General features: G+C 37.8%; 28 protein-coding genes and 1 riboswitch. Of the genes, 15 read left to right on the forward strand and 13 right to left on the reverse strand.

What is annotated here, in order from left to right; translation table 11 throughout:
- Positions 1-148: 148 nt before the first annotated feature.
- From FA727_RS06520 to FA727_RS06555, 8 genes are all read left to right on the forward strand, one after another.
- A complete protein-coding gene (locus FA727_RS06520; RefSeq protein WP_136830095.1) occupies positions 149-676 on the forward strand; it encodes a phosphatase PAP2 family protein in 528 nt (175 codons plus the stop codon).
- 14 nt (positions 677-690) lie between these two features.
- Complete coding sequence (locus FA727_RS06525; protein WP_136830097.1) at positions 691-1842, forward strand: glycosyltransferase family 4 protein; 1152 nt, start codon at positions 691-693, stop codon at positions 1840-1842.
- Positions 1843-1853: 11 nt separating this feature from the next.
- Positions 1854-3179 (forward strand): UDP-glucose dehydrogenase family protein, encoded by a 1326-nt coding sequence (locus tag FA727_RS06530; RefSeq protein ID WP_136830099.1) that lies wholly within the window; start codon positions 1854-1856, stop codon positions 3177-3179.
- A 118-nt stretch (positions 3180-3297) separates the two neighbouring features.
- Entirely contained in the window at positions 3298-4059 is a 762-nt protein-coding gene (locus FA727_RS06535; protein ID WP_246041722.1) for a GNAT family N-acetyltransferase, read from the forward strand.
- A gap of 15 nt (positions 4060-4074) precedes the next feature.
- Positions 4075-4410, forward strand: a complete 336-nt coding sequence (locus FA727_RS06540) for an NUDIX hydrolase (protein ID WP_306461656.1) — start codon at positions 4075-4077, stop codon at positions 4408-4410.
- 314 nt (positions 4411-4724) lie between these two features.
- Entirely contained in the window at positions 4725-5714 is a 990-nt protein-coding gene (locus FA727_RS06545) for a sulfonate ABC transporter substrate-binding protein (RefSeq protein ID WP_136830103.1), read from the forward strand.
- Positions 5715-5725: 11 nt separating this feature from the next.
- Positions 5726-6502 carry an aliphatic sulfonate ABC transporter permease SsuC gene (ssuC, locus tag FA727_RS06550; protein WP_136830105.1) on the forward strand — a complete coding sequence of 259 codons (777 nt, stop codon included), beginning with the start codon at positions 5726-5728 and terminating at the stop codon, positions 6500-6502.
- Positions 6503-6526: 24 nt separating this feature from the next.
- Positions 6527-7273 carry an ABC transporter ATP-binding protein gene (locus FA727_RS06555; RefSeq protein ID WP_136830107.1) on the forward strand — a complete coding sequence of 249 codons (747 nt, stop codon included), beginning with the start codon at positions 6527-6529 and terminating at the stop codon, positions 7271-7273.
- 37 nt (positions 7274-7310) lie between these two features.
- Here the strand turns inward: FA727_RS06555 and FA727_RS06560 are convergent, their stop codons facing one another.
- Both FA727_RS06560 and FA727_RS06565 read right to left on the reverse strand, forming a co-directional pair.
- On the reverse strand, positions 7311-7817 hold the full coding sequence (locus FA727_RS06560) for a thioredoxin domain-containing protein (protein ID WP_246041724.1): 507 nt from the start codon (positions 7815-7817) through the stop codon (positions 7311-7313).
- Positions 7818-7933: 116 nt separating this feature from the next.
- Positions 7934-8557 (reverse strand): DUF3298 and DUF4163 domain-containing protein, encoded by a 624-nt coding sequence (locus FA727_RS06565; RefSeq protein WP_136830111.1) that lies wholly within the window; start codon positions 8555-8557, stop codon positions 7934-7936.
- A gap of 213 nt (positions 8558-8770) precedes the next feature.
- Here FA727_RS06565 and FA727_RS06570 point away from each other — a divergent pair, with 213 nt between their 5' ends.
- A complete protein-coding gene (locus FA727_RS06570; RefSeq protein WP_136830113.1) occupies positions 8771-9133 on the forward strand; it encodes a VOC family protein in 363 nt (120 codons plus the stop codon).
- Between the two features lie 251 nt (positions 9134-9384).
- Here FA727_RS06570 and FA727_RS06575 read toward each other — a convergent pair whose 3' ends face one another.
- Positions 9385-10692 carry a nucleobase:cation symporter-2 family protein gene (locus FA727_RS06575; protein ID WP_136830114.1) on the reverse strand — a complete coding sequence of 436 codons (1308 nt, stop codon included), beginning with the start codon at positions 10690-10692 and terminating at the stop codon, positions 9385-9387.
- On the reverse strand, positions 10692-11279 hold the full coding sequence (locus tag FA727_RS06580; RefSeq protein ID WP_136830115.1) for a xanthine phosphoribosyltransferase: 588 nt from the start codon (positions 11277-11279) through the stop codon (positions 10692-10694). The genes FA727_RS06575 and FA727_RS06580 overlap by 1 nt, the downstream gene beginning before the upstream one ends.
- 155 nt (positions 11280-11434) lie before the next feature.
- A riboswitch (purine riboswitch) is annotated at positions 11435-11536 on the reverse strand.
- A 116-nt stretch (positions 11537-11652) separates the two neighbouring features.
- On the opposite strand from FA727_RS06580, the gene FA727_RS06585 reads away from it, so the two are divergent.
- The 3 genes from FA727_RS06585 to FA727_RS06595 all read left to right on the forward strand — a co-directional run bounded on the left by FA727_RS06585 (position 11653) and on the right by FA727_RS06595 (position 13700).
- Positions 11653-12558, forward strand: coding sequence for a LysR family transcriptional regulator (locus FA727_RS06585; protein WP_136830116.1), 906 nt, complete (start codon positions 11653-11655; stop codon positions 12556-12558).
- 84 nt (positions 12559-12642) lie between these two features.
- The gene (locus tag FA727_RS06590) at positions 12643-13011 is read left to right on the forward strand and encodes a CidA/LrgA family protein (protein ID WP_136830117.1); all 369 of its coding nucleotides are present in this window, start codon (positions 12643-12645) and stop codon (positions 13009-13011) included.
- The gene (locus tag FA727_RS06595) at positions 13008-13700 is read left to right on the forward strand and encodes an LrgB family protein (RefSeq protein WP_136830118.1); all 693 of its coding nucleotides are present in this window, start codon (positions 13008-13010) and stop codon (positions 13698-13700) included. Before FA727_RS06590 ends, FA727_RS06595 begins: the two co-directional genes overlap by 4 nt.
- Positions 13701-13929: 229 nt before the next feature.
- On the opposite strand, the gene FA727_RS06600 is transcribed toward FA727_RS06595, so the two are convergent.
- The 5 genes from FA727_RS06600 to FA727_RS24355 all read right to left on the reverse strand — a co-directional run bounded on the left by FA727_RS06600 (position 13930) and on the right by FA727_RS24355 (position 16343).
- Positions 13930-14520, reverse strand: a complete 591-nt coding sequence (locus FA727_RS06600) for a guanylate kinase (protein WP_136830119.1) — start codon at positions 14518-14520, stop codon at positions 13930-13932.
- 191 nt (positions 14521-14711) lie between these two features.
- Positions 14712-15359, reverse strand: coding sequence for a glycoside hydrolase domain-containing protein (locus FA727_RS06605; protein ID WP_136830120.1), 648 nt, complete (start codon positions 15357-15359; stop codon positions 14712-14714).
- 166 nt (positions 15360-15525) lie between these two features.
- Positions 15526-15873 (reverse strand): spore coat protein, encoded by a 348-nt coding sequence (locus FA727_RS06610; protein ID WP_136830121.1) that lies wholly within the window; start codon positions 15871-15873, stop codon positions 15526-15528.
- Between the two features lie 17 nt (positions 15874-15890).
- On the reverse strand, positions 15891-16172 hold the full coding sequence (locus FA727_RS06615; protein WP_246041726.1) for a ferritin-like domain-containing protein: 282 nt from the start codon (positions 16170-16172) through the stop codon (positions 15891-15893).
- Positions 16173-16205: 33 nt separating this feature from the next.
- Positions 16206-16343: a hypothetical protein gene (locus tag FA727_RS24355; RefSeq protein ID WP_170209240.1), complete on the reverse strand. Its 138-nt coding sequence runs from the start codon at positions 16341-16343 to the stop codon at positions 16206-16208.
- A 112-nt stretch (positions 16344-16455) separates the two neighbouring features.
- Between FA727_RS24355 and FA727_RS06620 the strand changes: the two genes are divergently transcribed.
- Complete coding sequence (locus FA727_RS06620; protein ID WP_136830123.1) at positions 16456-16800, forward strand: hypothetical protein; 345 nt, start codon at positions 16456-16458, stop codon at positions 16798-16800.
- A 67-nt stretch (positions 16801-16867) separates the two neighbouring features.
- Positions 16868-17053: a histidine kinase gene (locus FA727_RS06625; RefSeq protein ID WP_136830124.1), complete on the forward strand. Its 186-nt coding sequence runs from the start codon at positions 16868-16870 to the stop codon at positions 17051-17053.
- Between the two features lie 161 nt (positions 17054-17214).
- On the opposite strand, the gene FA727_RS06630 is transcribed toward FA727_RS06625, so the two are convergent.
- On the reverse strand, positions 17215-18114 hold the full coding sequence (locus FA727_RS06630; protein WP_136830125.1) for an SDR family oxidoreductase: 900 nt from the start codon (positions 18112-18114) through the stop codon (positions 17215-17217).
- Positions 18115-18276: 162 nt separating this feature from the next.
- Here FA727_RS06630 and FA727_RS06635 point away from each other — a divergent pair, with 162 nt between their 5' ends.
- Positions 18277-19134, forward strand: coding sequence for a mechanosensitive ion channel family protein (locus FA727_RS06635; RefSeq protein WP_136830126.1), 858 nt, complete (start codon positions 18277-18279; stop codon positions 19132-19134).
- A 42-nt stretch (positions 19135-19176) separates the two neighbouring features.
- On the opposite strand, the gene FA727_RS06640 is transcribed toward FA727_RS06635, so the two are convergent.
- Genes FA727_RS06640 through FA727_RS06650 form a run of 3 tightly spaced genes read right to left on the reverse strand, consistent with a single transcriptional unit; the run spans position 19177 to position 20513 of the window.
- Positions 19177-19560 carry a MazG nucleotide pyrophosphohydrolase domain-containing protein gene (locus tag FA727_RS06640; protein WP_136830127.1) on the reverse strand — a complete coding sequence of 128 codons (384 nt, stop codon included), beginning with the start codon at positions 19558-19560 and terminating at the stop codon, positions 19177-19179.
- Between the two features lie 18 nt (positions 19561-19578).
- A complete protein-coding gene (locus FA727_RS06645) occupies positions 19579-20031 on the reverse strand; it encodes a GNAT family N-acetyltransferase (RefSeq protein WP_136830128.1) in 453 nt (150 codons plus the stop codon).
- 17 nt (positions 20032-20048) lie between these two features.
- Positions 20049-20513, reverse strand: coding sequence for a DinB family protein (locus FA727_RS06650; RefSeq protein ID WP_136830129.1), 465 nt, complete (start codon positions 20511-20513; stop codon positions 20049-20051).
- Between the last annotated feature and the right edge of the window lie 86 nt (positions 20514-20599).

The raw sequence follows: 20599 nt of genomic DNA on the forward strand, positions 1-20599 counted from the left end.
TGTTTTTGTAAAAAAAGCTTAGTAACAATATTCCATGAGCTCATGAAAATGAGCTTTTTTTCATGGCTATATATTTACATTTTTTTAATATCCACATTACAATCGACCTTTATAATTAACATCAAGAAAGGGATAAAGGAGAGGGACAATGCTAGTAAAATGGGTTGAGAGTCTTTATAAGTTTGAATGTCATTTATTTCGTACGTTAAACCGTCAATTTGAGCGAAAAAGCTTGAATGCGTTTTTTCGTCAAATCACTCATTTAGGCGGCGCGTGGTTCACGATTGCTGTGACCCTGTTCATTATTGTATTTGCCGAAATTCCTGTGAAAATGTGGGGAATTCAAAGTGCAGCAGCTCTCACATCCAGTCACATCTTAGTCTCTATTATTAAAAAACTTTATCCTAGAAGCAGACCATATCTTGCTTTACAGGATGCAAGAGTACCAGCCAATCCTCTATCGGATCATTCGTTCCCATCGGGGCATACGACAGCAATCTTCTCGATTATTACACCGTTTATAATCCAAATGCCGATTTTGGGCGTCATTCTCTATCCAGTTGGTATTAGTGTAGGAATGTCCCGCGTATTCCTGGGTCTACATTATCCATCCGATGTACTAGCTGGTTCGATTGTTGGTACGATATTCGGGCTATTAATGGTTTCACTCATTTAGGGGGAGGGAGAAGCATGAAGATTGCTATCTTTACAGATACATTTACTCCGCAAGTGAATGGAGTAGCTCGTACATTTCAAAGATTTGTAGAATACTTGGACCAAAATGAAATTCAGTATCGTCTATTTGTACCTGATACAAAAGACGAGGATCCTTTTACCAAACAAATCTTTCGCTTTGCGAGCTTACCATTTTTCCTCTATCCAGAATGCCGCCTAGCTCTTCCGAATGTCTTTCATATCAAAAAAGAGCTAGAGCAATTTCAACCAGACATTATCCACATCGCAACCCCTTTTAATATGGGATTAACAGGCCTTTATTATGGAAAAAAATTGAATATTCCCATCGTTGGTTCTTATCACACTCATTTTGACCATTATCTCCAATACTACGACCTACAATTTCTTTCAAAATGGCTATGGAAATATATGAATTGGTTTCATAGCTCCTTTCAAAAAACATTCGTACCTTCCTATGAAACAAAACACGAGCTTATCCGGCGAGGATTTTCTGATCTAGAAATTTGGAGCAGAGGGGTCAATTGCCAAATCTTTCATCCAAACTTTTCATCTAGCCGTCTTCGTGAAGAATATCGTATTACCGCACCTTATATATTATCCTTTGTTGGTCGTCTTGCACCTGAAAAAGACATTAATGTACTCATAAAAATTGCACAGCAGCTACCATCTGAAATCAAAGAGAACGTTCATTGGCTCATTGCAGGTGACGGACCACTTTATCATGAACTTCAAGAGCAAAATAACGAAAATATGACTTTTACCGGTTATATCAAAGGGCAAGAATTAGCTGAACTATATGCTGCGAGCGATCTATTTATTTTTCCATCAAAAACTGAAACATTTGGAAATGTCGTCTTAGAAGCACTCGCCTGTGGTACGCCAGCGATTGGAGCAAGAGCTGGTGGGGTTCAGGAAATTATTCGTCACGATCATACAGGTCACTTATGTGAACCTGGAAATGTAGAAGACTTTATATCTCGTATCGTTGAACTTTTACAAAATCCATCGAAACGAAAACAGATGGGCTATGAAGGACGAAAATATGCTTTAAGTCGTTCGTGGAACGCTATTTTCCATGACTTATTGACTCATTATGAGGAAGTTATTGAGCTAGACAAACCACAGGATTTCGTCGCGAACATGTAGGAGGGATAGGCATGAGAAAAATTGCTGTAATCGGAACTGGATACGTTGGACTCGTAACTGGTGCATGCTTTGCCGAAATTGGTCATCAAGTGAAATGTTTGGATATCGATGAAAAGAAAATTTACGACTTAAGCAAAGGGATCATCCCTTTTTATGAGCCAGGGCTTGAGGATTTAGTAAAAGAAAATCTAGAAAATAACCGTCTATTTTTTACAACAAATTCTTCATTTGCCTTTCATGATGCGGAAGTGATTTATATAGCTGTTGGGACACCAGCAAAAGAAGACGGCTCATCAAACTTGGAATATATTTTTCGGGCCGCTAATAATATAGCTAAATATGCAACAAAAAATGTGATAGTCGTCACAAAGAGCACCGTACCAGTCGGAACGAACGAAAGGATTAAAGAGCTTATTACGATGAATGGGTTGAAGGTCGAAGTCGTTTCCAATCCGGAGTTTTTACGAGAAGGGCAAGCGATTAACGATACTTTCCGTGGTGATCGAATCATCATCGGCTCAGATAACGACACAGCTGCAACTGTTATAGAAGAAATAAATCAACATTTTCATGTAAAAGTGATTCATACGGATATAAAAAGTGCTGAAATGATTAAATATGCTTCCAACGCATTCTTAGCAACAAAGATAAGCTTCATCAATGAAATCTCGACCATCTGTGAAAAATTGGGTGCCAATATAGAGGATGTAGCCTATGGAATGGGGCTGGACTCACGGATTGGCACTCAATTTCTAAAAGCCGGTATTGGCTATGGTGGCTCATGCTTTCCAAAGGACACAAAATCATTGGTTCAGATAGCAGGGAATGTGAAGCATAAATTTGACCTTTTAGAAGCTGTCATCAACGTGAACAATAAGCAACAAGTAAAACTAGTCGAACAAGCTATGGCTCGCTTCGGAAATTTACAAGGATTGAATGTCGCTTTACTCGGCCTCTCCTTTAAACCAAACACGGATGATGTACGGGAGTCTGCTTCGATTGTGATGACCAACCGCTTACTTGAAGAAGGAGTGAGTATAACAGCATATGACCCTGTAGCCATTGAAAAAGCGAAATCGGTTTTACCAAGTGAAGTTCATTTTACTAAAGATATCGTGGAAGCCCTGTACTTAGCTGATATGGCGTTTATCATCACCGACTGGGATGAGATTAAGAGGCTACCACTTTCCGTCTATGAAAATATGATGAGAACACCTGTCATTTATGATGGACGAAATTGCTATTCAATTGAGGCAGTGAAGCAGCATCGAGTGGAGTATCATTCGATTGGTCGTAAATCGGTGAAAAATTTGAAGAATGAAGTCGTGATTCATTAAATTTATTCAAATAGCAGACTAAATTCTTTTAGGAATTGGTTTGCTATTTTTAGTTTATCAATAATTGTAATTTTCTGTTAAAATAGACAAAAGTGGATGATTTGGAGGGGAAGTTATTTTGGCAGAAGTTCATATGCATGAGTTGAATACAACAACCATTGACGGAATCGGAAGTTTTTGTCTCAGAAGTAAGAAATCATCAAATGGTTACATAAGCAAAAACAACTGGCTTAATAATAGGTTTGAAGAAGGTTTGAAGTATATTCAACTGTTTGAGAAGGAAAAACAAGTAGGCTTTATAGAATATACGGAATCCGAATTTTCTTCTCGAGTCGTTTATGCTGAAAATTATTTGGTCATTCATTGTTTGTGGGTGAGTGAAACTGGAAAGGGTTATGGAACGAAGCTGATAAACAAATGCCTAGAGGACGCAATAAATAGAGGTAAAGCTGGCATAGCAGTTGTAACAAATTCAGAAACTTCATGGACCCCAAGCAAAGATATTTTCTTTAAAAATCAATTTGAGTTAGTGGATACGGCACCTTTTCATTTTGAATTATTTGCCTATCCATTGAAAAAAAGTAATCTACCAACTTTTCCATGTAACTGGGAGGAAAGAATTGAGAGATTTCAAGTTCTAACCATTCTTCGTACCTTTCAATGTCCCTATGTAGATATCGCGACAGAAAATGTAATGGCTGCAGCAAAAACATTGGGGATTGATGCCAAAATCATTGATTTTAGAAATCGAGATGAATTGATGGAATTATCTCCAACTCCTTATGGAATATTTTCAGTTATTTATAAGGGACAACTAATCTCCTTTCATAGATTAACCATTCATTCAGTCATGAAAAGATTAAGAGATATTATCAATTAAATGGGGGAAATCGGAATGATAATGCCAACACATATCGTGGCCGTTGGAGGAATTGTAGAAGATCATCAAGGGAATATTCTTTTAGTGAAAACAAAAGATGGAGGATGGGTATTTCCAGGAGGGCAAGTAGAAGTTGGTGAAAATCTGACAGATGCTCTTTTTAGAGAAATAGAAGAGGAAAGCGGGATTGAAGTAAAGGTTTCACATCTAATTGGGATATATTCGAATACCGGTATCCATAAGTGGTATGACGGCGTAACCGATGTCCCAACAAAGGTAATGCTAGATTTTGTCTGTCAGCCACTAGGTGGGGAATTATCAGTCTCAGATGAAACAACAGATAGTAGATAGATCGCAAAGGATGAAGTTTTGAATCTGATAAAAGCACCTGCTTATCAAACGCGCTATAAGGCTAATTAGAACACACTGGGGATATCAGATATATGGATTACTTAACACATCCTCAGTTTGAGATAAGACAGAATAGGACGATTTAATTTCTCAATAGCAAAACTGCTATGTTATATTCGCAAAAAGTAACTTTCTTTATTTCCACCCTTTCTATGTTGCTTTAAAAATCAAAACCGAGTAAACTGATTGACTTTATATGCCAATTGGATATAATCAGTATATGCAAAAAATTCTAACTATATGGAGGAAAGTCAATGAAAAAGTGGTTGCTTAGTATGATCATCGTTACCTTTGCTATCATTCTTACAGCTTGCAACTCTGAAACTAGTAATTCATCTAGCTCAGGAGAAAAAACTGAAACCGTGAAAATAGGTTACCAAAAAGGAAACACGTTACATATTCTAAAATCATTAGGTTACTTAGAAGACGAGTTAAAAGAAGAAAATATCAAGGTAGAGTGGGTTGAATTCCCAACAGGAGGAGCATTATTAGAGGCACTAAATACAAACAATATTGATTTTGGACATGCTGCTGATGCAAATGCTGTATTCGCTCAAGCAGCAGGCATGCCTTTAGTATACGTTGCTTCTGAAGCACCAAATCCAGAAGGATTAGCGATTCTTGTTCATGGAGATTCAGATATCAAAACAGCCGCTGATCTTAAAGGAAAAACAATTTCGATCGGAAAAGGTTGGAACTCGCATTATCTACTAATGAAAGCCTTACAAAAAGAAGGACTAACTTCAGCAGATGTTAATTTCGCATACGTAAAGGATGCTTCTGAAGGTAGAGCAGCCTTTGAATCCAAACGTGTAGACGCATTAGGTTTCTGGGATCCATTCTTAGCAGTTCTACAACAGGATATTAATCCAAAGATTCTCTTTAACGGAGAAGGATTTACAAATAATCGCACTTACTACTTTGCATCAGATGATTTTTCAAAGAAACATACTGATGTTATTAAAACTATTTTAGAAGAATTGAATAAGTCGGATAAATGGGCCAATGAAAATAAAGAAGAGTTAGCAAAAATGTTGGCAGACGCACTAGGAATTGATGAAAATGCGTTAAAAACGACAGTTGAACGGAAAACATACGGAGTTGAAGAAATAACTGAATCCGTTGTAGTGGAACAACAAGACATTGCTGATATATTTCTACAAGAAAAATTAATTGAGGACAAAATCTCGGTTTCTGATATGGTTACTCTTAATCCAGAGTGGTTCCCAGAGAGCTTAGAATAGGTGATGCAACTATGAACAAACGATTTCGTTTTGAGGGAATACAACAATGGGTTTTACCAGTATTCCTAATCATCATTTGGCAAATTTGTTCTTCTAATGAAATTATTAATTCACGTTTATTTCCACCGCCAAGCACTATCCTTGACACAGGTGTCAAACTCTTCCAATCTGGCGAATTGTACTATCATTTAGGCATTAGTGCTTATCGAGCCATTGTGGGCATTTTAATCGGTGGAGGAATCGGATTTATTTTCGGTCTCGTCAATGGACTATTCCCATTTGCAGGAAAGTTTTTTGACACTACTATTCAAATGGTTCGTAATGTTCCACATTTAGCACTTATTCCATTAGTAATTATTTGGTTAGGGATAGGGGAAACTGCGAAGATTTTCCTTGTAGCACTTGGAGTCTTTTTCCCGATTTATGTTAATACCTATCATGGAATTCGGACTGTGGATCGAGGCTTAATCGAAATGGGAAGAGTATATGGATTAAGTGGCTGGGAACTTTTTAAGAAGGTGATTCTTCCTGGCGCCCTTCCTTCTATTTTTGTTGGCTTAAGGTATTCATTAGGTCTAATGTGGTTAACTTTAATCGTCGCCGAGACCATTGCCACTGATTCTGGAATTGGCTATATGGCCATGAATGCACGTGAATTTATGAAGACGGATGTCATAATCCTTTGTATTATTATTTATGCTTTATTAGGAAAATTAGCTGATACATTAGCAAAGCTAATAGAAGAAAAGACATTAAAATGGCATCCAAGCTACGCGAAACAGAAATAAGGGATCTTTTATGAGGTGAAACACATGGTACAAGAAGGGGCTGGTCTCCATGTTTCAAAAATATCAAAATCATTTGGACATGTTCATGTCCTTAAACAACTTGATTTAATAGTACAAAAGGGAGAATTTCTTTCTATCGTTGGTCGTAGTGGTTGTGGAAAAAGCACATTCTTAAGATTACTTGCAGGTCTCGATGAATCGACAACAGGGGAAATTATGTTAGGCGGAAAAGCTATTAAGGGCATCAATCCTGAAGTTCGTGTTATGTTTCAGGAATCTAGACTATTGCCTTGGCTTACTGTGGTGGAAAATGTCGAGATCGGCTTGAGTCACTCAGATAACTCGAAAAGTAAGAGTGAAATCAGAGCACTTGCGACCGAAATGCTTGAAAAGGTAGGTCTGGCAGGAAGAGAAGATGAATGGCCACACGTCTTATCAGGTGGACAAAAACAGCGGGTTTCCTTGGCACGAGCATTGATCAGTAAGCCCAAGCTTTTACTTTTAGATGAACCATTAGGCGCACTAGATGCTTTTACTCGACTTGAAATGCATCAATTAATATTGAATCTGTGGAAAGAACATCAATTCACCGCATTTCTTGTCACGCATGATGTGGGCGAAGCGATCTCTCTGGCCGATCGAGTACTGTTGCTTGAGAATGGGAACATTGCGATGGATTTGAATGTTTCGATCGAGAGACCACGGGAGAGAGATAATACGCAAGTAACTGAACTAGAGAAAAAAGTTCTCAATCGAGTAATGAACTTTTAGACAAGAAAAGCGACAGTCAATTGGCTGTCGCTTTTTCTCAATAAGCTAGGGCAGCCTCAATTTCACTTCTTAATTCGGCTCCACCTATTTCTCGAGGATATTGGAATTCCTTTTCGTTGATGAATACAGTAGGAACCATTTTTACATTTCTACGAATCGCCTCTGCAGTAATTTTTAAACTTTCCTCAATATTATCCGGTTCTTCTTTTAATTGATATTTTTCTGTTAATAGGTTCTTGATCTCATGATTATTGAGAACATCCCATTGGTTCTGAGTCTCAAATAGCTCTTTCATAATTTCACGCACTCGCTCAGGATTCTTATAATCTAGGAATGTATTTACGAGAGTTCCAATCAACAACATCTCTCTAGGTTTATCATAATGCTTGATTATGTATTCCACTTGTCCATTTGCAATATACTCAGGCAACACATCCTCTGCAATTCCAAAATAGGAAGCACAATATGGGCAGGCTAAATTTAAGAATACTTCTACTTTTACTGGAGCATCTTGTTTACCAAAACTTATTTGTCGGTTTTCCACTTGTATCACTCACTTTCAAAAGATGATTGATTCATTGTTCTTAAAATTATAATAATTCATATAAGAATTGTCAATTTTAGGAGATTCATAGAAAAGAAGAACCTTTATAGGGTTCTTCAATTATTCTCCGCCATCCGCCCCAAAGTACCATTTTCGTCAATAATATCTTGTAAGTCGTAAACAGAGATTGGAAACATCGGAAATCCGAAAGCATAAGTCGTCAGGTCATATAGCTGAAAATAGATAACGAGTGATTTATCTGCAATGTAAAAATCTTGGTCTGGTTTAATCGTCGTGAATGGTTCAATGAGAGAGATTTCTCTTTCTTCAATCTGATGCTTAATCCGTTCCGATATCCTCGATATATAATCACTTCCAGGTTTAAATAGATCCTTCAACTGAACATCTGTACCTTTCTGCAAATCAAAGGTTAACGATTTAATATACGTCATTCCGTGAGCAGCCATTGCATGATAGGCATAATTCGAAAAGGACACACTTAGGACATCGCGCTGATTATTTTTGATCTCAAAAGTTCCGAGCATTTCCACAATCGGAGTGGACGGCGTCGTCCCAACCTGTAGGTCGATTAAATCCTGTGTTTTAGCCACCATTTGCTGATTGATGAACCTTTCTAATCGTTGATTTTTCATCTGTTGTACTTGCGGATAATAGACCTGCATATCCGTTCCACTCGCGATATGAAGGGTGCGAACCCAAACAGGAGGTGAGAAGGGCATTTGTATTCATCCTTTGTTTTTAATTATTGTATTCAGGAATAAACAGATGGTTGAAAAACCCAAGAAATAATTGGATTCATTTCCTGCACATAAGCACTTCTTATCAAAGAATATAAATTATTAATAATTTAATTATGATACTTTTAGATTTATGATCGTAGATGACTATGTGTAAATGGAGAAATGTTTAGAAAGTTAATAAGGAGGGATTTCATGATACTCGGTTTGCATCACGCACAGATTACGATTCCAAAAGGTTCAGAAGATAAGGCAAAAGAGTTCTATTGCCAAATTCTCGGTCTCCCAGAAAAAGAAAAGCCCGAAACATTGAAGGGTCGCGGTGGTTTTTGGTTACAAGTAGGGGATAGAGAGGTTCATGTCGGTACAGAAGACCGTTTCGACCGTTTAACGACAAAAGCACACTTAGCTTATCAAGTAGAGGATTTAGCTCACTGGAGAAAAGTTTTAGTACAAAACGAAATTGAGATTATTGAAGCCGTCCCAATCCCTGGATTTGAGCGTTTTGAATTCAGAGACCCGTTTGGAAACAGGGTTGAAATGATACAGTCTGTATAAGAAGAAGAGCTAAGGAAATCCTTAGCTCTTCTTCTTACACTGTTTTCTTATTGATTGTTGTTATTTTCGTAAATGTCCAAAAGCCGACATTTACACCTCCTACGAGGCGCTGCCACCTTCAGGTGGTTTAATGCAACAGATTATTTTTGCACGGCACTTTTCGCTGCCCATTTACTGTTTTTAAAAGAATTACTATGGATATATATCAATTTTTATCTAAAAGCAACAATCTTTGCGAAAAGAGCCTTTTCTTATGAAGCCTGCTGTCCTTCAACAACTGCTGCAACTGTTTTTCGTTTTGGAACAATATGAAAAATAATATTCAACACAATCGCTGTTACACTACCAATAACAATTCCGTTGCTTGTTAAAATGTGAATGCTTTCTGGCAAGTTCGCAAAAATAGAAGGTACTGTTGTTACACCAAGTCCCATTCCAACGGAACAAGCCACAATAAGTAAATTTTCTTGGGAACCGAAATCAATCTTACTCAACATCTTAATTCCTGAAGCAATGACCATTCCAAACATCGCGATCATCGCACCACCAAGAACCGCTGTTGGAATCACAGTAGTAAATGCACCGATTTTTGGAACTAAACCGATAAAGACAAGCATGCCTCCAGCCGTAAAAATCACGCTGTTTTTCTTCACACCAGACATTTGAATCAGACCAACGTTTTGTGAAAAAGTCGTATAGGGAAACGAATTAAATAATCCACCTAAAATAATCGCAAGACCTTCAGCACGATAACCACGAGCTAAATCTTTTTCAGAGATATCGCGCTTTGTAATATCGGAAAGGGCAAAGTATACACCAGAAGATTCTACTAAGCTAATGATAGCCACAAGTGTCATCGTGATAATCGCTGTAATTTCAAAGGTTGGTGGTCCAAAATAGAAAGGCTTTGGCATATGGAACCAAGATGCTTCTGTTACAGCAGTGAAATCAACCATTCCCATGAAAGCAGCAATAGCTGTACCTACTAATAAACCAATTAAGATTGCAATCGAACGAAGAAATCCTCTCGCAAAACGATATAAAACTAAAATAAAGAGCAACGTACCAAAAGCAAGAGCAATATTCGTTGGAGAAGCGAAATCAGCGCTACCTTCACCACCAGCTGCATTATTCATTGCAACTGGAATTAGAGTGATCCCAATAATTGTCACAACAGAACCTGTCACGACAGGAGGGAAGTATTTTACAAGCTTCGCAAAGAAAGAAGAGATTAAAACAACTATGAGTCCAGAAACTAAAATCGAACCATAGATCCCAGAAATACCGTGCTCCCCACCGATGGCAATCATTGGAGCAACAGCCGTAAACGTACAACCAAGGACAACCGGTAATCCGATGCCGAAAAACTTATTTTTCCAAACCTGAAGCAATGTAGCAATCCCGCACATTAAAATATCAATCGAAACGAGGTAGGTTAATTGTTCACCTGTTAATCCTAGTGCTCCGCCAACAATAATCGGAACGATGACAGCCCCCGCATACATAGCAAGCACATGCTGAATACCTAGTGAAGCAGTTTTAAAAAAGTTCTTTTCCATTATCTTACGACCTCCAATTCTTCTACGAACGACACGCCACCAGCAAGAGAAGCAATTCTTGCAAGGGATTCAACTTTAAATCCTTTTTCTCGAAGTAAATCTCCACCTGGTTGGAATGATTTTTCAATCACGATTCCTATTCCAGAAACCGTTGCACCAGCTTCTTTCACAATTTCAGCTAACGCAAGGGCAGCCTGACCATTTGCCAGAAAATCATCAATGATTAAAACTCGATCAGTCTCACGTAAATATTTACGAGAAACAGAGATTTGGTTCGTTTCATTTTTCGTAAAAGAATGGACTTCTGCTGTTAATAAATCGTCAATCAAGGTAAGGGACCTTCTTTTTCGAGCGAACACAACCGGAACGTTCAATTCAAGAGCGGCCATTAACCCAGGAGCAATCCCAGATGATTCAATCGTTAAAACCTTTGTTATTTGCTCGGCCTCAAATCGGTTCGCAAATTCTTTGCCGATTTCAACCATTAGTTGTGGGTCAATTTGATGGTTGAGAAAGGAATCGACTTTCAATACTTGGTCCGATAGCACTTTTCCTTCTGATTGAATCTTTTCTTTTAAAAGTTTCATATTTTTCCTCCTAGATGTAGTTGCGTACAAACTACAAAAAAAACCTGAAAATCATTGCACTCCCCAATAAATGAGTGAGTCAATGACCTTCAGGTTATGCTAGAAGGAAATGGAATAAGCACCCTTGGACGAAGCCAATATGATTCCGAGAAGGGGCATTCCCATTGCTCACTCATAGTCAGTGTATTTACGGTACACCGGTAGAAACTTGCAGGCCATATCCCCGCGATTATATGAGTGAATGCGATTATTCAGTATGTACGAATGTATTATAGGTGGTAAATATGATTTTGTAAATGGTTATCGTTGGAATATAAAAAGTTGTAGTGATTTTGCTCTTATGCCTATAATTAAGAATTGGAGGTGTATCTCGTTGGAATTACGTCAATTAAAATATTTTCTTACAATCGCAAAATTAAAGAGTATAACGAAGGCGGCTGAAAGTTTACATATTTCACAACCAGCCTTAAGTAAGATGATGAAAGGGCTAGAAGAGGAGCTCGGGATGACCTTGTTGATTCGTTCCAATAAAACAAACGAACTGACCGATGCAGGTCATATTGTCTCGGAATATGCACAAAAGATTTTCTCAGAGCTTGAGAACATGACCACCACCCTTGATGATTTAACGAATTTAAAAAGGGGAGAGGTCCACATCGGGTTACCACCGATTATTGGAAGTCTATTTTTCCCTAATATTATGGCGGATTTTCATAAATTGTACCCGAACATCAAAATTAATGTAACTGAATACGGTGCAGCGAAGGTTGTCAGGTCCGTAGAAGATGGGGAGCTTGATTTAGGGGTTGCTGTACTTCCGATTGATGGTACGATGTTTCATATTTATCCGATCGTTGAAGAGAAGATGAAGCTGGTGGTACATCACGAACATCGCCTCGCGAACGCCACAAAGGTGCATTTAAAAGAACTTAAGGACGAAGAGCTGATCTTTTACCATGAGAGCTTTGCTTTACACGATATTATGTGGAAAAACTTCATCAAGCTCGGCTTCGAACCGAAGATCCTCTTTAAGAGCTCTCAGTGGGATTTAATGTCTGAAATGGTCGCAGCGAATCTCGGTATAACGATACTTCCAGAATCAATCTGTAATCGAATTATGAACAATCGCGTCCGAATTATTGATTTGGTACCTGTGACACCATGGAACCTGGCTGTTATTACGAAAAAGGATAAATACTTGTCTTACGCAGGGAGAACTTTTGTCGAATTCATCTCTGAACACTCTTTGTCTAAATCTCAATATAACCTAAAGTTATGAAAGCTATAATAAATATGTATTTTACGCATGTTCATTCCCGTTGTAATATGTTCATATTGATTCAAAAAGGGAGGGAACATGTTCATGAAAATCCTAATGATTGCCTTACAAATTCTATTTATCCATGTATTTTTATATTTAGGTGCTGGTGTCAAAGCACTGCTTGGGATTTCAATTCCTGCTTCCATGATTGGACTGTTCCTTCTTTTTATCGCACTTTGTTTAAAAATCGTAAAGATCGAATGGGTCGAAAAGGGAGCAGGCTGGTTAATTGCAGAGCTTCTACTATTTTTCGTTCCATCTGCAGTAGGAATTATTAATTATGATGATATTTTTAGCTTACAAGGACTTGAAACCATTCTTCTGATCGGCGTAAGTACATTTATTGTGATGGGGACAACAGCCTTTGTTGCCGATAAAATTTTCAAAAGGAAAGATCGTGAGACAGCATGATATATGCAGCTATGATATGTATGACTTGTATACTCTACTTCGTATCGAAAAAGTTATATAAAAAATACCCAATTTTTCTTTTACATCCACTTTTGCTATGTCCTATTTTAATCATTGCCGTGATTCTACCGTTTCATGTATCAGCCAATCAATATATGAGTGGCGCAGCCTTTCTAACGCACTTATTGGGACCAGCAACGGTGGCCTTTGCGATTCCAATTTATAAGCATTTGCCAGTTATTAAGAAAAATATGTCAATTATCTTAATCAGTGTGACGACAGGTACGTTAGTTGCCATTATGAGTTCATTTGCATTATCCATCGCCTTTCAATTAAATTCGAATTTCTTAATCAGTGTATTGCCAAGGTCGATCACCACTCCGATCGCAATTGAGGTATCAAAAGACATCGGCGGACTACCAACATTAACAACCATTTTTGTTATCTTCACAGGTATTATTGGTGGTATCATCGGACCGCATGTGATTAAAGTGTTGTCCATTAAATCGCCATTAGCGAAAGGACTTGCTTTAGGCATGAGCGCGCACGGTGTTGGTACCAACAAAGCGAGAGAGTACGGGGAGCAAGAAGCAACATTCTCAACTTTAGCGATGATTTTCGCTGCCTTTATCACGATGATATGGGCGAAATCACTTATCCCAGCTCTAATTCATCTCACATCCATTTAAAAAGGAGTATTTGATCCCCAGATCAAATACTCCTTTCGTTATTATAACAATTTTTTAAACATTGTTTTTAAAATCTTAGTACCCATTTTAAAGTAGAAATAAATATTTTGTGCTTTAAATTTTGTCACTAGCTCTTTTCTCTCTAATTCGAAACCTATTGAGATTGGAAACAATTGTTTGATTCGTTAAATTTTAACTACAATTGATCAAAGAGTTGAGAAAAGAGCCCTTAGTAATCCGTCACGATAATATCCCGATCTAAAAATTTCTCAATAACCTCGCTAATTTGGTAAGATATCTGAGGCGAATCATAATTTTCAAAAACATATTCACATTCATTTTTATAGCTCATAATTTCATCATAATGAGCCAAATGACGTTGAATATCTTCTTCGCTATCTCCACGCTCGTTTTGCCGGCTAATGACCGTATCACGACTCGCATAGAGGAAGAAGCGCATAACTTTATCGCTGTACATATTTTTCAACTTTTCCGTTCCTTGTGGATTCAACGTTAAATACACAAGATTATGGGACGCAAATGCATTTACAATATCTTCTTCGCGAATCCCGTAATGATTTCCGTCGATTTCGATAGATTCAATAAATTCCTGATTTTCTTCCATTGTTTTAAACGTGATGAGGTCAACAAAATGATAGTCTTCTCCATTTTTTTCATAATGGCGGGGAGCACGAGTGGTGTATGAAATGACGGGTTCCATATCAAATGCAGTGGCTACCATTTTGGCAACGGTTTTCCTACCAGAACCATCCGGTCCGGTATAAATAAAAAGCTTTTCTTTTTCCTTGATCTGATACATGGTTGAACCTCCTTCTTTGTAAAATAGGTTTACTAAAAATAGGGAAAGGGAATAGGGAAGGGACGGCTATATTTCAATTATATCAGAATTTTTGTAAAATTATAACATTTTGTTTATAAAAGTCGAAATTCCCAACAATACTACGTGAAAACCATGAAAAAAACATCCTACATGAGGATGTCAGCTACAAGCTACCATAGCAATTCGTATGATTGACTATTAACTAAATTCGTGTCGATAGGACAAACCGTTGAATCTCTTCCGTATTGCCATCCCCAAACATTTCCTTTGCAACGCGGCTTCGACGGCCGAAAATTAGGTGCATTACGGGCCTTTGAGACACCAGGCTCAGGCTCAGCACTCCAAAGAATGACCTGATTCGCAACTTCAGAATTTTTCGATACAGCTTCACAATAGGCTCCACTAAATTCACCGACTACTGGATCATGGTATATGCCTGGCTTAAAACCACTCGGGAATATCCCATCAACGAAGCCACGAATCCAGGCTTCATCTATATCAAAATATTTTTCGATATTCGCAAACACAACCTTTCCAGTTGGTAATCCAAGTCTTCTAGCTTGAAAAATCGTATTCTGTGCTATCACCGTTCCTTCACGATACCCAACAGCTCGATCAAAGTTGCTGTAAATCGGTAACACCTTTGTCCCGCTATTGTGAAGAAACTGCACTTCGTCACGCGTTAAAACATCTACCTTTCCTGGGATAGGAGCCAAATATCTTCCCCAATAATTCGGTTTTCCATAGTTCTTTAAGACGCAATCATATACGTCCTTCGTTGCTCTTGTCGCAGAATCCACTCCCCAATAATAAGGCAATGTTCTTTCTCCTTTCTCAAATCACCATATCTAGTTCACTTTATATTTTATTAACGACAAAGGTTGTCATAGACTAGAAAAAAACATGCTGATTTCGTCACATAGGATATTAATTCAAATTAATAAAATGAAAAGAGACCCTGCATAATGAGCAAGGTCTCATCCATTATTGATACGGAAACTGAGTGGAGTAGTTACTAAATTGTTGGTAGGCCTGGTCGATCTTTTGTTGCTCGGCCGCTTCTAACTTATACCATCCATTTTGGAACATGACATCGAACAAATGTCTGGCACTATCATGGGTTTCTTCAAGCATTTGTAAAAGGTCCTTATATAACTGTTCATGACTCGCCTCACGTACGGCGATGTTAAGACTATCCGTTAAATATTTGCAAGTTGCAAGCCCATCATTAATAAAATCTCGATCATTCATTTCCGGAGTTTTTACTTTTGGAAGTTGCCCAGTGGACGGATTCGCAATCTGTTTATTTTGTTGCTGTTGTTGGTTCTGCATTTATGTATCCCTCCGTTTTAATGTTGCTGTTGTTGTGTCTGATTGGGTTGCGGGACTGTGGACATTATCGCATTATTATTTACCTGAAGATGTGACAACAATTTTTGATAATGATTTTGATGCATTTGCCCAGCCTGATCCAAGGCTTGCTTGATTCCTTCATTCGTCACATGCTGCGCATAGAAATTGAATTTCTTGAAGGCAAGAAGTTCCCAAGACATCGCATCCTTTAAATACGTCAAATCCTTCGTAGTAATGGCTCGAGGCGGGCTAGACATTGGTGCTTGTTGTTGCTCCATAAAAATCGTCTCCTTTTTCATTATGTAAAAAAATCATTCTTTATTTCCTACTTTCCCATCGTTTCCTTTATCCAATCCAGACGCATTGTTAATCACTTGTGATACGAGATTGGTCCCTTGGTCCATGGCATTTGCTTTTTGTCCAACCGAAGATTTGTTTTCTTTTGGCAATCCATGTTCACCTCCACATTTTTAGAATGCCAATTTGAATTGGAAGTATGTATGAATGTGCCTATTCACGAATATATTACCGTGATCTACGTCAAGAAATGAGGTGTTAACATTGGAGATCGCTCGAGAGAAAACACAGTTTTTAGCGGAAAATGTAGCTTCCTTTGTCACATTTGTAAATCGACAATATGAGGTAAATTCCGTTCTTTCTGATCCAAATATGTTATTTCGCTTAAAAAATCTTGTTGAAGAATACCGTTTGCAATTATTAGCAAGTGAGCTTCTGAGAGTGAATCGTTTTGTTTGGGAAAAAAGAGATTCTGAGATTTTAATTGATCGGATAAAAAAGGGGATCACTAGTATCGATGAGTTTGTGGAAAATAATAATGACGGTTTATTTATTTTCACAGCAAGACTTTACACATTAAATTCAATTTACCAATCCATTAATGAATAATTCTAGCTTCCTATTTGATTGTTTCTGTATAATAGATACGGATACAAAACGAGAAGGGGAGTTCAACTTGAAATCTAAAAGAATTACATTGATGATACCAATTATGATCATTGTCGGAATCGCGGCTTTTTGGATGCTAGACACTGGATATTCAGAAATCAGTTCATCGATTCGACTATTAATTACCCTAGGATCTGTTCTTTTATCAGGAATCATTTCTTATTTCTTATTCCCAGAACATGAGAAACAATAACTGGATGAAACTTATCGTTTTATCCTTTTTTTATTTTTGGAGAGGCTTTTTCCGCAACATTGATTCTTTTGATAAATAGTCGATTCGAACATTTAAGAAAAAACAATGAAAACCGCGTTTGGAAAAATGGGATCACATTCCTAAAAATTCATACTGAATGACTATGTAACGATAGAGCCTCCATTTACAAATAGGATTTGTCCAGATATGTAGGAAGCATCGTCCGAAGCAAGCAGGACATAGGCAGGAGCAAGCTCAAAAGGCTGACCCGGTCTACCTAGTGGCACCTCCGTACCAAATGTGGTAACTTCTTCAGCTGTGAAGGCAGAAGGAATTAACGGGGTCCAAATAGGTCCTGGCGCGACTGCGTTCACTCGAATACCTTGATCAGCAAGAGAGAGGGCTAAAGAGCGAGTAAAGGAAACGATCGCACCTTTGGAAGCTGTATAATCTATCATAAAACTCATTCCTGAAAAGGCCGTGTCTGAAGTTGTATTAATAATAGAGCTTCCTGGACGAAGATAGGGGAGTGCAGCTTTCGTCATATCAAAAAAAGAAATGATATTTGTTTGGAATGTGTTCATCAGTTGCTCTTTTGTGATTTCCAGAATGCTTTTTTGATGAAATTGAACACCATGATTATTGACGAGTACATCCAATTGACCAAAATTCCTCAAAGCCGTATCCACAACATAATGACAGTTTTCCTCATATCTTAAGTCGACAGCTAATGTTACACATTGACGTCCTAATTGATTAATGAATTGCTTCGTATCATTCGCATCCTGATGTTCGTTCAGATATGGAATGACAAGATTTGCTCCTTCCTTCGCAAAAGCAATAGCTACAGCCCGCCCGATCCCACTATCACCACCTGTTACAATCGCTACTTTATTTTTCAACTTCCCGCTTCCTTTATAGGCTGGATTATGCGATAAAGGGCGAGGATTCATTACATATTCCAATCCTGGATGTCTATTTTGATGCTGAGGCGGAAAGACAATTGGAACCGTAGTACATTGCTGTTGCCAACTTATATACGGATACATGAAATTTGCCATACTGGACTCCTTTCAAAATCATTCTCTTATAACAACATCATATTCCTTTCCTTTTCGAAAATTCATGGAGTGTAAGAATCATTTAGATCTAAAATAACTAGACCTTTTATGTTTATTTTTGTACACTAATGACTGAAATGTTGAAATAGAGAGGATGATGTTATGTTCAACCTAGAAAAGATAGACTGGGAAGGTCTTTCCATAGATGCAGGATTGATTGCTCTAAAAATCGTCGGGGTCATCGTTGCGTTTATTTTAATAAGAAAGATTGGTTATAAAATCATCGACCGCACGTATGACAGAATCTTGAGTCGAAAAGAGATTACTGAAGGTAGAACATTAACCTTACATAAGCTGACGGAAAATATTTTTTCATATGCTTTAATTTTTATTGTTGCTGCCACATTATTTAGTATTCTTGGTATTCCAGTAGCTAGTCTAATTGCTGGAGCCGGAATCGTCGGTCTTGCTATTGGTTTTGGTGCCCAAGGTCTTGTCAGTGATGTCGTTACTGGATTTTTCTTGTTACTCGAAAGACAAATTGATGTAAGCGACTATGTCACAATTGGCAATTTTGATGGTGTCGTCGAGGCAGTTGGATTAAGAACAACACAGCTACGTGGTCTTGACGGAACATTACACTATATTCCTAACCGTGAAATCTTAACTGTAAGTAACCATTCACGCGGAAATATGAGAGCACTGGTCGATATTAGCGTCTCTTATAATGACGATTTAGACAAAGTCACCGATGTGATGAAAGAAGTATGCGATCGTATGGCCTCAGCCAATGATAAAATTGTTGAGGGTCCAAATGTGCTTGGTGTACAAGCCTTTGGCGCGTCCGATGTTGTGATCCGAGTCATTGCGAAGACCGTAAATGGCGAGCAATTTGAAGTTGAGCGTCAATTGCGTAAGGAGTTTAAAGAAGCATTCGAACAACATGGGATTGAAATTCCGTTACCACACCAAGTGTTTGTTCATAAAGATGGTGGGGGTAAAGAAAAATCATTAGGATAATAGAAGAGGGGATTGGCCACTAATGGCTTATCCCCTTAATTTTTAGTAAGTCGGAAGCTTCCGATTCTTATTGGAACGATTTTTAACTTCATCCATTTTTTCGTAAAACGTTTCTTCCAAATCAATTTCAAAGAAATTAGCGAATTTGCAAATATAGGCTATACAATCAGCTAATTCCTTGCCAACATCTTTTTGAATAAGCGATTTCGCTTCTGCAAATGCCACATCTGGATCCGCACCATTTACCGATTCCTTATAAACCATATTGAATGCCTTTCTGAATTCCTCCGCAACTTCTGCGACCTCGGTTGTTAAAAGCATATAATTGTGTAAAAGCGATTCCTTCGTTTGCTGATAATCTTCATCACTAATCTGCCAATCTAATTCACGCTGATAGCTTGCAGTAAATTTCTGTAGTTCTCGCATGTTTTCACCTCTGTAAACTTAATGAATCTCATAAACGAGCCATTCCGATAGTTGACCGCCCATTTTATTATATAATGCCTGTGCAACGACATTATCTTTCGCCGTTTCCCAAGTCATCGATGCAAAATCATTTTCACGAATATAGTTTAAGTTTCTTTGAAAAAGAGCTTCTCCTATCTTTTTACCTCTTGCACAAGGAGAGACGAACAAGTCATTTAAGATTGCCGCTTTCTTGACCTTCAATGTGCTAAAAGTGAAATACAATGTAGAAAAACCAAGTAACTCACCATTCTCTTCCGCCACAAACTGTAATCCCGAGGATGGATTCTCTATTAAATGCTGGATTAATCCAACTAACTCAGCTTCATTTGGTCTTGGTTGCTGATAAAAATCAACAATGTACGAGAGCATTAAGTCCTTTAATTGAGGAACGTCTGCTGTTGAAGCTTGTCTAATCACGAAAGTAGTCATTTCTGTTTTCCTCCATTTTATAAGTAAAGACATTTCTTAATATCGAGTATCGCTTGCAAATGCATGCCCTCATGAAAAATCGTACGGATTAAAACTTGTTCAATCGTATGCATCCCCATTTCAGTTGGCACAAGCTTTTCTTCTAGACGATCCCCATAAACAGATTTAATATCATCTGGTTGCTGCTCAAGTAAAACTATTAATTCTTCTAATACAGGGGTTTCCTTAGTAAAGTCGGAAGGAGAAGTGCCATAACCAAACCAACTCTGAAACTCGGCAGGTACATTTACTTTTTCTTTTGTGACAGCTTGGATCCATAGGTATTGATCCAAATAGATATGACCTAAATTCCAACGTATGTTGTTATTAAAGCCATTCGGAATAATCTCCGCTTCTTCAGCAGTAACCGTTTGTGCCACATCGATTAACTCACTTCGGTATGTTTCCAATTGTTTAAATAAGATTTCGTGTCTATCATTCATCTAAGAACCTCCATAACATTTTTCATTTATCTTACAGGAAAAACCATCCATTTTCTAGAATATTTAATTAAAAGAGAATATTTAAT

Source organism: Robertmurraya kyonggiensis, assembly GCF_005116465.1.
GTDB classification, from domain to species: Bacteria; Bacillota; Bacilli; order Bacillales; family Cytobacillaceae; genus Robertmurraya; species Robertmurraya kyonggiensis.